Source organism: Streptomyces sp. NPDC028635 (assembly GCF_040637635.1).
GTDB lineage: Bacteria > Actinomycetota > Actinomycetes > Streptomycetales > Streptomycetaceae > Streptomyces.
The window spans coordinates 14447-26436 of sequence record NZ_JBEZWX010000004.1 but is presented as its reverse complement, the minus strand read 5'-3'; the positions used below and the strand labels follow the sequence as shown (position 1 = coordinate 26436).

Annotated in this window: 10 protein-coding genes; 7 read left to right on the top strand and 3 right to left on the bottom strand. The window is 75.2% G+C overall.

The window, feature by feature from the left end; translation table 11 throughout:
* Window positions 1–3 precede the first annotated feature (3 nt).
* Entirely contained in the window at window positions 4–939 is a 936-nt protein-coding gene (locus AB0E88_RS05900; RefSeq protein WP_361624452.1) for an AraC family transcriptional regulator, read from the top strand.
* A 77-nt stretch (window positions 940–1016) separates the two neighbouring features.
* Complete coding sequence (locus tag AB0E88_RS05895; protein WP_361624449.1) at window positions 1017–1718, top strand: helix-turn-helix transcriptional regulator; 702 nt, start codon at window positions 1017–1019, stop codon at window positions 1716–1718.
* On the opposite strand, the gene AB0E88_RS05890 is transcribed toward AB0E88_RS05895, so the two are convergent.
* A complete protein-coding gene (locus tag AB0E88_RS05890; RefSeq protein ID WP_361624446.1) occupies window positions 1704–2102 on the bottom strand; it encodes a VOC family protein in 399 nt (132 codons plus the stop codon). The genes AB0E88_RS05895 and AB0E88_RS05890 overlap by 15 nt on opposite strands.
* A gap of 941 nt (window positions 2103–3043) precedes the next feature.
* On the opposite strand from AB0E88_RS05890, the gene AB0E88_RS05885 reads away from it, so the two are divergent.
* From AB0E88_RS05885 to AB0E88_RS05875, 3 genes are all read left to right on the top strand, one after another.
* On the top strand, window positions 3044–5572 hold the full coding sequence (locus AB0E88_RS05885) for an AAA family ATPase (RefSeq protein ID WP_361624443.1): 2529 nt from the start codon (window positions 3044–3046) through the stop codon (window positions 5570–5572).
* A gap of 191 nt (window positions 5573–5763) precedes the next feature.
* The gene (locus AB0E88_RS05880; protein WP_361624440.1) at window positions 5764–6684 is read left to right on the top strand and encodes an isocitrate lyase/PEP mutase family protein; all 921 of its coding nucleotides are present in this window, start codon (window positions 5764–5766) and stop codon (window positions 6682–6684) included.
* A complete protein-coding gene (locus AB0E88_RS05875; protein ID WP_361624437.1) occupies window positions 6681–6938 on the top strand; it encodes a hypothetical protein in 258 nt (85 codons plus the stop codon). The genes AB0E88_RS05880 and AB0E88_RS05875 overlap by 4 nt, the downstream gene beginning before the upstream one ends.
* 285 nt (window positions 6939–7223) lie before the next feature.
* On the opposite strand, the gene AB0E88_RS05870 is transcribed toward AB0E88_RS05875, so the two are convergent.
* Window positions 7224–8360, bottom strand: coding sequence for a substrate-binding domain-containing protein (locus AB0E88_RS05870; protein ID WP_361624434.1), 1137 nt, complete (start codon window positions 8358–8360; stop codon window positions 7224–7226).
* A 294-nt stretch (window positions 8361–8654) separates the two neighbouring features.
* Between AB0E88_RS05870 and AB0E88_RS05865 the strand changes: the two genes are divergently transcribed.
* The gene (locus AB0E88_RS05865) at window positions 8655–10283 is read left to right on the top strand and encodes a carboxylesterase family protein (protein WP_361624431.1); all 1629 of its coding nucleotides are present in this window, start codon (window positions 8655–8657) and stop codon (window positions 10281–10283) included.
* Between the two features lie 43 nt (window positions 10284–10326).
* Here AB0E88_RS05865 and mmuM read toward each other — a convergent pair whose 3' ends face one another.
* Window positions 10327–11271, bottom strand: a complete 945-nt coding sequence (mmuM, locus tag AB0E88_RS05860; RefSeq protein ID WP_361624428.1) for a homocysteine S-methyltransferase — start codon at window positions 11269–11271, stop codon at window positions 10327–10329.
* A 291-nt stretch (window positions 11272–11562) separates the two neighbouring features.
* On the opposite strand from mmuM, the gene AB0E88_RS05855 reads away from it, so the two are divergent.
* Window positions 11563–11937 carry a VOC family protein gene (locus AB0E88_RS05855; protein WP_361624425.1) on the top strand — a complete coding sequence of 125 codons (375 nt, stop codon included), beginning with the start codon at window positions 11563–11565 and terminating at the stop codon, window positions 11935–11937.
* Window positions 11938–11990 lie beyond the last annotated feature (53 nt).

The window sequence follows — 11990 nt, the reverse complement described above, 5'->3', positions numbered from 1 at the left end:
TCCATGGACGCCCTCGCATCCCTCCTGGAGGGGCCCCGCGCCCGAGGCGCGTTCATGATCCGCGCGTGCTTCGACCCGCCCTGGAGCGTCAGGGTCGAGGACCGCGCACCGCTGACGGTGATGCTGGCGGTGCACGGCGACACCTGGATCGTGCCGGACACGGGGGAGCGGGTCCGGCTGCGGGCCGGTGACCTCGCCATCGCCCGCGGCCCCGACGCCTACGTCTGCGCCGACGACCCGGCGACCGAACCGCAGGCCGTCGTCCTGCCCGGCGGCCACTGCACCTATCCCGACGGCCGCGCCCTGAACGGCTCCATGGACCTCGGCGTACGCAGCTGGGGCACCCGGCCCGACGGCACGACCGTGCTGCTGATCGGCACGTACCCGCTGCAGGGCGAGGTCTCCGGCCGTCTGCTGGACGCCCTGCCGCCGCTGCTGACGCTGACCGCCGACGAGTGGCCGTGCCCGCTCACGCCGATCCTGACCGACGAGATCGCCCGCGACGAACCCGGCCAGGAGGTCGTGCTCGACCGCCTCCTGGACCTGCTGGTCATCGCGGCGCTGCGGGCCTGGTTCGCCCGCCCGGCGGCCGAGGCACCCGCCTGGTACCGGGCGCTCGCCGACCCCGTCGTCGGCCGCGCGCTGCGGCTGCTCCAGGACGACCCGGCACACCCCTGGACGGTGGCCGCGTTCGCCGCCAGGACCGGGGTCTCCCGTGCGGCCCTGGCCCGCCGCTTCACGGCACTCGTCGGCGAGTCCCCGATGGCCCACCTCACGGCCTGGCGCCTGGCCCTCGCCGCCGACCGCCTCCGCGACACGGACGACACCCTCGCCGCCATCGCCCGCCAGGTCGGCTACGGCAGCCCCTTCGCCCTCTCCACGGCCTTCAAACGCGCGTACGGCACGAGCCCCCAGCAGTACCGCACGGGAGAGCCGTAGCGAAGGCGCGCCACAGTCCCCCCGGCGCCGTACGACGTCACCTCCGCCCCTGCCCGGGGCGCGCGTAGCCTGGCGGTGTGTACGCGGAGTGGGTGTCACGGGTGCCCGGGGCCGTCGTGTGGACGAACCGTCCGTTGCCGTCGGGCGGCGGGGTGCAGCCCGTGCTGCCCGACGGGTGCATGGACCTGATGTGGAGCGAAGGGCGGCTGATCGTCGCCGGACCCGACACCCGCGCCCACGTCCCGGCGGGACCACCCGTGCCGTACGTCGGCGTGCGCTTCTTCCCCGGCACCGCCCCGGCCCTGCTCGGCGTCCCCGCGCACGCGTTGCGCGACCGCCGTGTGGACCTGGCCGACCTGTGGCCCGCCGCCACGGTACGGCGGCTGACCGCCCGCGTCGCCGCCGCGGCCGACCCCGCGCGGGCCCTGGAGGAGACCGCGCTGCTACGCGCGGCCGACAGCGAGCCCCCCGATCCGCTCCTGCGGCGCCTGGCCGACGCGCTGGGCGCGGGCCGGCCCGTCGGCGCCACGGCCGACGAACTCGGCCTCAGCGCGCGCCAGTTGCACCGCCGCTCGCTGGCCGCCTTCGGCTACGGCCCGAAGACCCTCGCCCGCGTCCTGCGCCTCCAGCGCGCCCTCGCTCTCGCCCGCTCCGGCTTCCCCTACGCCGAGACCGCGATCCGCGCCGGATACGCCGACCAGGCGCACCTCGCGCGTGACGTACGGGAGTTGGCCGGTATGCCGCTCGGTGCGCTGCTGCGCGGCTCAGCCCCGGGCTAGCGGCGCGAACAGGTCGACGCCGGTGCCGTCCGGATCGTGCAGCACCGCGTAGCGCTGCCCCCAGAACGCGTCCCACGGCTTCAGCTCGCCGTGGTACCCGGTGCCCACCATCTCCTCGTACACCGTGTCGACGTCCTCCGGGCCCGCGCAGCGCAGGGCGAGGCCCGCCCGGTGGCCGCCCGCCGGCGGCCGCCACCCGGGGTGGAAGGAGCGCACGGTGTCCTCGGTGTCCAGCAGCAGCCGCAGCCCGCCGGGCAACTCGGCCTCGGTGTGCGGCTCGCGCTCTGCCCCCTCGGGGAACGCGAACCCGAGCCGCCGGTAGAAGGTGACGGAGGCGGCCATGTCGGAGACCACCAGCCCGATGGCATCGAATCGTGGAGTCATACGGCCACCGTAGGGACGGGGGCGGTCGTCGGTCTTGAAGGAATCGGACGCGTCTCAGCCGAAGGCCACCGGGCCGTCCGGGGTCGCCACCGTGAACGACGTCCCCGGCGGGCCCGCGGCGAGACCGAGGCGGGTGTCCCGCGGCGAGACCGAGGTCGGTGTCCAGCACGGCCGGCGGGGCGGCAGGCGCTCCGCGCCGGGCGCCGTCGCCGACAGCCGCGGCAGGGGGTGACCGGAAGACCCGCGCTGCCGCGGCCGGGGGGCGTCGTGCACAGTCGACGAGGAACGGCACCGCCCGGAGGGATGCGCGTCGGGGCCGCCGGTCGGGCGCCGGCTCAGCAGCGTGCCGGCCGGCGCCGGCTCATCGGCTGCGGCAGCCAGGGGCCGTAGCCGCGGGTCCACGCGTTCGCCACCGCCGGCGCCCAGGCCGGGCGGTGGTCGCCCAGGTGACCGTGCCCGGTGCGGTGAGCCGGTCGACGCCGAAGGGCGCGGGCCGGTGTGCCCGGCCGCTCCGGGTCGCGGCCCGATGCTCCCGACGCACACGCGGCCACCGAGCCCCGGCAGGCAGGTCCGCGTGCCGAGCCCGACGTGCGCCCCGCCCGGCGCTCGCGCGACTCCGGTACGCCGGGTGCGCACCGGCCGGCGCTCGCATCGCGTGGGGCGAGCCCCGGCACCCTTCGGCGGTGCGGTGGCGGGGGGCCGGCCCCGCCACCCGGGGGCCTCGCGGTGCGGGGCGTGCCTCGACACCCGGGGGCCTCGCGGTGCGCGGGGCGGCGGGCCCGAGGCCGCTCGGTCCTCGCGTTGCGGGGTCGCCGCGCTGTTGTTCCACTGGAGTGCGGCCGCCCCGGCCCGGCCCGTGTGCGCGGTGCGCCGACGGGCCTCGCCCCGCCGCGGCTCCTGCCCGCCTTTTCCCTGCCCCCTCCACGTTCCGGACGGCGATCATGACGATGTCCCCCTTCGGCGGCTCTCTCGGCGGCCAGGACCCCTTCTCGGAGATCCTGAACCGGTTCTTCGGGATGTCCCCGGGGGCCTCCCCGCCCCAGGTGCAGCGGGTGCCGATCGGGCGGCTGCTGACCGAGTCCGCGCAGGACCTGATCAGCCGCGCGACGCGCAAGGCCGCCGAGGACGGCGGCGCCGACCTGGACACCGAGCACCTGCTGTGGGCCTGCACCCAGGTCGAACCGGCCCGCGGCCTGCTCACCCAGGCCGGTCTCGACCCGGACGCCCTGGCCGAGAAGATCGCCGCCGTGCTGCCCGGCGAGAGCGGCACCCCCTCGGCGCAGCCCGGACTCACCCCGGCCGCCAAACGGGTGCTGCTGCGCGCCCACGCCCGCTCCCAGGCGACCGGCGTGTCGTACATCGGTCCGGAGCACATCCTCGGTGCGCTGCTGGACTCACCGGACTCGGCGGCGGCCAAGCTGCTCACCGGCTCCGGCATGGAACTCGACGGGCTGCGCCGGGCCGCCGAGACCGCCGCACGCCCGGAGCGGCCCGAGGCCCGCCCGGCGAGCGCGACGCCCACCCTCGACGAATACGGCCGCGACCTGACCGAGGAGGCCAAGGCCGGCAAGCTCGACCCGGTCGTGGGCCGCGCCGAGGAGATCGAGCAGACCGTGGAGATCCTCTCCCGCCGCTCGAAGAACAACCCGGTCCTCATCGGCGAGCCCGGCGTCGGCAAGACCGCGATCGTGGAGGGCCTCGCGCAGCGCATCGTCGCCGGTGACGTGCCGCAGACGCTCAAGGACAAGCGGGTCGTCGGACTCGACCTGACCGGGCTGATCGCGGGCGCCCAGTACCGGGGGCAGTTCGAGGAACGGCTGAAGAACGTCATCGACGAGGTCAAGGGCGCCGCCGAGTCGACCATCCTGTTCATCGACGAGCTGCACACCGTCGTCGGCGCCGGCGCCACCGGCGAGGGCTCGATGGACGCCGGGAACATCCTCAAGCCCGCCCTCGCCCGCGGCGAGCTGCACGTCGTCGGCGCGACCACGCTGGACGAGTACCGGCGCTACGTGGAGAAGGACGCCGCGCTGGAGCGCCGCTTCCAGCCGGTGATGGTGCCCGAGCCCAGTGTCGAGGAGACCGTGCAGATCCTGGAGGGCCTGCGCGACTCCTACGAGGCCCACCACCAGGTCCGTTACACCGACGACGCGCTCGTCGCCGCGGCCGAGCTGTCCGACCGGTACGTCACCGACCGCTTCCTGCCCGACAAGGCGATCGACCTGCTCGACCAGGCCGGGGCGCGGGTGCGGCTGCGTTCGCTGGGCAAGTCCACCGAGGTCGTCGAGCGCGAGGACCGGCTGGCCAAGCTCAACCGGGAGAAGGACCAGGCCGTCGCCGCCGAGGACTTCGAGAAGGCCGCCGAACTCAAGGACCGCATCGCCGAGGTGGAGGGCGAGATCGCCGGCGTGGTGGAACGCCGCGAGGGCGTCATGGAGGTCACCGCCGCCGACATCGCCGAGGTCCTCTCCCGGCGCACCGGCATCCCGGTGGCCCAGCTGACGGAGACCGAGAAGGAGCGCCTGCTGAAACTGGAGGACGCCCTGCACTCCCGGGTCGTCGGCCAGGACGAGGCGGTCACCGCGATCGCCCAGGCGGTGCGCCGCAACCGGGCCGGCATGGGCGACCCGAACCGGCCCGTCGGCTCCTTCCTCTTCCTCGGCCCGACCGGTGTCGGCAAGACCGAACTGGCCAAGGCGCTCGCCGAGTTGCTGTTCGGCGACGAGAACCGGCTGGTGCGCTTCGACATGAGCGAGTTCCAGGAGAAGCACACCGTCTCCCGGCTCGTGGGCGCCCCGCCCGGATACGTCGGCCACGAGGAGGCCGGCCAGCTCACCGAGAAGGTGCGCCGCCAGCCGTACAGCGTGCTGCTGTTCGACGAGGTGGAGAAGGCCCACCCGGACGTGTTCAACACCCTGCTGCAGGTCCTCGACGACGGGCGGCTCACCGACGCCCAGGGCCGCACGGTCGACTTCCGCAACACCGTCGTCGTGATGACGTCCAACATCGGCGCCCAGCGCATCCTCGCCCACCACGGCGACGTCGGCGCCATCAAGGACGAGCTGATGGAGGACCTGCGCGGCCGGTTCCTGCCGGAGTTCCTCAACCGGATCGACGACATCGTCGTCTTCCACGCCCTCACCGAGGCCGACCTGGACCGGATCGTGGAGCTGCTGCTGGACGCCAGCCGGCGCCGGGTGCGCGCCCAGGGCCTGGACCTGGAGGTCACCGACGCGGCGAAGAAGCTGCTCGTCGCGCACGGGCACCAGCCGGAGTTCGGCGCCCGCCCGCTGCGCCGCACCATCCAGGCCGAACTCGACAACCGCATCGCCTCGCTGCTGCTGGCCGACGAGGCCGACCCCGGCGACAGAATCGTCGCCGACGTCGTGAACGACGCCCTCGTGTGCCGGGTCGAGCGTCCCGCGCAGGCGGCGCCGGGGGCCGGGGGCGCCGCGGTCGCGGCCCCCTGACCGGCCGGCGGGCGGCCCCTCCAGTGACGTTTCTCCGGTGAACCGGTTCCGCCATTGGGGTGAGTAAAGCGCTTCCAACAAGACGGTCGGCGCTCGGTATAGAGATCCTTTTGTCTTGGTAAAGGGCGTCCGTGGTCCCCGCGGCCGCCTTTCGGGCGCAATGAGTTCAACCCCATCCAAGGAGCTGAACGTTGACTTACGGGAACAAGCTGCGCGAGCAGATCGCCGCACCCGGGACGACCCCGCTGATCGGCGTGTACGACATGTACTCCGCCTCGATCGCCGCCCGGCACTACGACGGGATGTTCGTCTCCGGGTTCGGCTTCGCCGCGTCCTACTACGGCCTGCCGGACATCGGCTTCATCGCGTGGCCCGACATGGTGGCGTTCGTGCAGCGGCTGCGGGGCGCCTTCCCGCACCACCACCTGCTCGTCGACATCGACGACGGTTACGTCGACCCCGAGGTCGCCTGTCACGTCGTCGAGGGCCTCGAGCGCATCGGTGCCTCCGGGGTCATCCTGGAGGACCAGAAGCGGCCCCGCCGCTGCGGTCACGCCGACGGCAAGCAGGTGCTGCCGCTGGACGAGTACCTCGACAAGCTGGAACAGGTGCTCAAGACGCGCCGCGACCTGGTCGTGGTGGCCCGCACCGACGCCACCGACGAGGACGACATCCTGCACCGCGCCGAGCGGCTCGCCGCCACCGACGCCGACGTGGTCCTCGTCGACGGGGTGCGCAGCGTGGAGTGGATCCGCCGCATCCGCGAGGTGGTCGGCGGCAAGCCGCTGCTGTTCAACCAGATCGCCGGCGGCAAGTCGCCCCGGCTGTCCCTGAGCGAGCTGTCCGGCCTGGGTGTCGACGTCGCCATCTACAGCACGCCGTGTCTGTTCGCCGCGCACGAGGCGATCAACTCCGCGCTCGCCGGGCTCAAGGAGGCCGACGGCCGGCTGCCCGAAGTCGACGCCGCGAGCGGTGTCGGCGTCAAGGCGGCCACCCGGCTGCTGGAGCGCAACATCGCCCGGCTGCGTACGGCGCCCACGGCCGAACAGGAGGCCGTCGCCGAGGCGGAGGCGGCCATCGCGCAGGCCGAGTCCGAGGGCGTCCCGGCGTGACCGGCGTCCGTCCGGTCCCGGTGCGGCTGCGTACGGCCGCGGCCCTGGCGGTGGCGCTGCTCGGCGCCTCGGCGGTCCCCGCGGCGGCGCACGGCAGCCTCGTCACCGTGATCGACAACTCCCAGGCGGACTCCGTCCTGGAAGTGGACCGCACTGCCAACCTCCAGACCGGCAGCGGCACCGCGGGCAGTGACCACGACGGCAGCGCCGTGGACCTGATGCAGGCCCTCGTCGCGGCGACCGGCAGGCACTGAACATCGGGAACGCCCCCGGGCCGGCGCCGGAACCCACCGGCGCCGGCCCGGCCCGCGATCCGGCCGCGCCCACGGCACACCCGGCGCGCCACACAAAGCCGCGCGACTCGGCCGACGGTCGCGTACTTCACGCCGCGCCACTTGGACGAGGTCGTACACGCGACGCCGCGCGCCCCGCGGTCCGTCGACGCTCACGCGACCTTGGGCCGCCCCCCGCCCCCGGCCGCCCCCCCGCCCCCGGCCGCCCCCCGCCCCCGGCCGGGCCCAACACCGGCGCCGGGCCGTTCAGCTGTCCTTCGGGGGCGCCGTGCTCGCGCGCCGTATCAGCCGCGTCGACAGTTCCGTGCGGGTGCAGTCCGGGCGGTCGCCGTCCATCATCCGTACCAGCAGGCCGAGCGCCGTCGCCGCCATCTCCGCCAGCGGCTGCCGCACCGTCGTCAGCGCCGGGGCGCTCCAGCGGGCCTCGGGGGCGTCGTCGAAGCCGACGACGCTGACGTCGTCCGGCACGCTCAACCCCCGCTCGGTGAGCGCCTCGCAGACCCCGAGCGCCATCCGGTCGGAGCACACGAACACAGCCGTGGGCGGCTCGGGCAACGCCAGCAGTTCCCGCACCCGGCGCCGAACCGCCGCCTCCTCGGCACCGGCATGGCGCACGCACGCCTCCTCGGCACCGGCATGGCGCACGCACGCCTCCTCGGCACCGGCATGGCGCACGCACGCCTCCTCGGCACCGGCATGGCGCACGTACTCGGGGCGGTGGCGCACCCCCGCCGCCGACAGCGCCGAGCGGTAACCGGCCACCCGCGCACCGCTCGCCGTCGTCTGCCGCTGCCCGGCGATCACGGCGATGCGCCGATGGCCGAGCCCCAGCAGATGCTCGGTCGCCGTCACCCCGCCCTGCCAGTTCGCCGCGCCCACCGACACCACGCCCGGCCGTGGCTCCACCGCCGGGTCGACCATCACGAACGGGACACGGCGCCGCTCCAGCCACGCCTGCTGCGGTTCCGTCAACTCCGCCAGGTGGAACAGCACTCCGGCCGTACCGCGCGCACCGAGCCGGTCGGGCCAGCCGCGCCGCGGACGGCCCGCGTTCCCGCCGGCCTGCTCGGCGGAGACGACGACGTCCAGGCCGGCGTCGTGAGCCGCCCGCTCCACACCGTGCAGGACGGCGCCGGACCGGGACCCGTCCAGCGAGTGCACCACCAGATCGACCAGGCGCGGCGGCCGTACGGCGTCGAAGCGGGGTCTGCGGACGTAACCGAGCCGGTCCAGTGCCTCGGTGACCCGGAGACGGGTCTCCGGCGCCACGTCCTGCCGGCCGTTGACCACCTTGGACACCGTCGGAACCGACACGCCCGTCTCCCGGGCGACGACGGCCAGGGTCGGCCCGCCCGCCCCGCTCGCACTCCCCGTACGGACCATCGGGAACCACCTCTCCGGCCCGCCCGAGGGCCATCGGAAGTCCGTTCTGCGCGACCCGGTGCCGTATCGAAAGGCTTCGGCACGGCACCCCTGCACAGAAAGCGCTTGCTATCCTAGGGGGACGGCCCCGCGACGGTGAAGACGCCGACAGCCGCCGACCCGCGCGGGCCGCCCCTTTCGAAAGGCGGCGTACGCCGAACAGCCCAATGCCACCCCCCAGCACCGGAATACCGCGCGCGGCTGTGGTGCTCTGGTGAGACCGGAGCACGAACGCGGCGAAGGGCTGGTGGGCGTATGACGGCAGACCGGACGGACCCGGTGGTCGCGACTCCCCACGGGCGGATACGCGGCCGGTACGAGCACGGCATCGCCGTCTTCCGCGGCATCCCGTACGCGGCACCCCCCTTCGGATCGCGCCGCTTCCGGCCGCCCGCCCCGCCCGAGCCGTGGGACGGGGTGCGGGACGCCGGCGCCTTCGGGCCGACGCCGCCGAAACCGCCGTACTCGGAGGCTTTCGAGAAGTACCTGTCCGACCCCGTCGTGCCGGGTGAGGACTGCCTCAACCTCAACGTCTGGACCCCCGATCCGGACCCCGCGGCCCGGCTGCCGGTGCTGGTGTGGTTCCACGGCGGCGCACTGACCCGCGGCTCCTCGGGCGTGCCCGTCTACGACGGCCGCCCCTTCGCCCGCGACGGCGTGGTGCTCGTGTCCGTGAACTACCGGCTGGGCGTGGAGGGCTACGGCCTGTTCCCGGACGCCCCCGCCAACCCCGGCCTGCGCGACCAGCTCGCCGCCCTGCACTGGGTGCGCGCGGCGATCGCGGCGTTCGGCGGCGACCCGGACCGCGTCACCCTGGCCGGCCAGTCCGCCGGGGCCATCAGCATGGGCGCGCTGATCGCCGCCCCGCAGGCCCAGGGCCTGTTCCGGCGGGCGGTGCTGCAGAGCGGACCACCGGAGTCCGCCGACCGGGACAAGGTGCGGCGCATGGTGCGCCGGATGGCGGCCCGGCTCAAAGTGCCCGCCACCGCCGAGGCGTTCGCCGCCGTCGACCCCGAACTGCTGCTGCGCACCCAGGCCGAGGTCGGGCGGCTGAGCAGCCCGGTGCTGGGCGGCCCGTCGTTCGGCATCGTCGTCGACGGCGACCTGGTGCCCCGCGACCCGCTGCGGGCCCTGATCGACGGTGACGCCGCGTCCGGCGCCGAGCTGCTCATGGGCTGGACCCGCGACGAGTACCGGCTGTGGCTGGTCCCCGGCGGTCTCGTCGAACGCGTCGACCGGCTCGGCCCGGTCGCCCTCGCCGGGGCCATGGCCCGCTGCCACTGCGGCCACGAGGTCGTGCGCGGCTACCGCGCCCTGCACCCCGAGGCCGGTCCGGCGGAGATCGTCGGCCAGCTCGTCACCGACCACCTGCTGCGCATCCCGCTGCACCGCCTGGCCGACGCCCGCCCCGGCTCGTCGTACGTCTACGAGTTCGCCTGGCCGTCGCTGCTGCCCGGCCTCGGCGCCTGCCACGCCCTGGAACTGGGCTTCGTCTTCAGCACCGGCGACGTCCCGGAGTCGGTGAAACTGGCCGGTGAGGGCGGGCCGCAGGAGCTGGCCGACCAGATGCACCGCGCCTGGGTGCGCTTCGTCGCCGACGGTGACCCCGGCTGGGAGCCGTGGGACCTCTCGCATCCGGTGCGGATCTTCGGCGACCTGGCGCAGGCGCGCGAGGAGGGCCGTCCGGACGTCCTGCGCGACCCGTACACCGCCCGCGGGCCGCGCGACCGGGAACTCGGGCTGTGGCGCCTGGACGCCGCCGCGCAGGCGGCCGCGGCCGTCGCCGGGACACCCCCTGCGGCCGGCCCGGCGGCCACCCGGACCGTGGAACTCCGCTCCGCCGTCCGCCGTCTGCGCCGCGCGTCGGCCCTGCGGCGCCGCTGAGACGGCCCTCGCGCGGGCGGGCGAGCCTCCCGGCCGCCGCCCGTCACCGCGCGAGCGTGCCGGCGATCGCCCCGATCGCCTCCGGACCCACCCGGCAGCAGCCGCCGATCAGGCGGGCCCCCGCCTCCTGCCAGCCCCGCACCAGCTCGGGCGCGAAGGTGGAGCGGCCGTCCCAGGCGCGCGCCTCGGCGTCCCACCGCTCCCCGCTGTTGGGGTAGACCACGACCGGCTTGCCGGTGACCCGCGCCGCGGTGGCGACGGCGGCGGCCACGTCCTGCGGCGCACAGCAGTTGACGCCGACCGCGATCACCTCCTCCGCCCCGGCGGCGAGCGCGAAGGCGTCCTCCAGCGGCTGCCCGGCCCGGGTGCGGTCCCCGTCGACCGTGTACGACAGCCACGCCGGCACCCCGAGCCCCCGCACCGCCCGCAGCAGCGCCGCCGCCTCGTCGGTGTCGGGGACCGTCTCCAGCGCGAACACGTCGGGCCCGGCCGCGGCCAGCGCCTCCAGCCGGGGGCGGTGGAAACGCTCCAGCTCCGCCACCGTCAGCCCGTAACGCCCCCGGTACTCGGAGCCGTCGGCGAGCATCGCCCCGTACGGGCCGACGGACGCGGCCACCCACAGCGGCCGCGTCACCCCCGTGCCACGGGCCCGCGCCCGCGCCCGGCGGGCCAGTTCCACGCTCAGTCCGATCAGGCGGGCCGCCTCCGCCCGGCCGATCCCGCGCCCCGCGAAGCCCTCGAACGTGGCCTGGTAGCTCGCCGTGATCGACACGTCGGCACCCGCCTCGAAGTAGGCGAGGTGTGCCTCGGTGATCGCCTCCGGCCGCTCCGCGAGCAGCCGCGCCGACCACAGCTCGTCGCTCAGATCGTGCCCGGCGGCCTCCAGCTGGTTGGACATCCCGCCGTCGAGGACCACCGCCCCGGCGGCGAGGGCATCGGCGAGAGGCGGAGGGGTGTCGGCGAGAAGATGAGGGGCGTCGCTGCTCATGCCCCGACGCTAACCCGCCGCCCTCCTCGCGCGACACCGCGCGCGGCCCTCGGGTCGGCGGACCGATCCCGTCGACCGGAACGCCCGCGCCGAGGAACCGCGTCGTCCCCGAACCGCCGACGACGCCGGTCCGCAGCGCGTCGCACCGGCCGGGTCCGTGCGCCGGGCGCTCGCCGGGGCGGCCGCGGGCGAGGGAGTGGTTGTCGCCCCGGTCGGACCCCGGTCGGAACCCGCCCCGCGGCACGGGTATTTCCGTTGTCGGAGCGCCTCGCCCTCCCCGACAATCGCGCCGTGACCTCTGCCATCCACCACACCACGATCGATTCCACCGACGCCTACCGGCTCGCCCTCTTCTGGTCCGAGGTGCTGGGTCTGCCCGTGCACGAGGACGACGAGCCGGGGGACCCGGAGGTGCTCATCGAGGGCGCCGGCCTGCTGTTCGTCACCGTGCCGGAAGCGAAGACGCTCAAGAACCGGCTGCACTTCGACCTCCAGCCGCAGGACCGCACACGCGACGAGGAGGTCGAGCGGCTGCTCGCCCTCGGCGCCACCCCCGTCGCCGACCGCCGCAACCCGGACGGCACCGGCTGGGCCGTCCTCGCCGACCCAGAGGGCAACGAGTTCTGCGTGGAGCGCAGTGCCGCGGAGCGCGCGGCGGGCGGCTGAGCGGCCCGCCCACGCGGGTGCGCGGGGACGCTTCGGCCGGTGCCGAAGCGTTG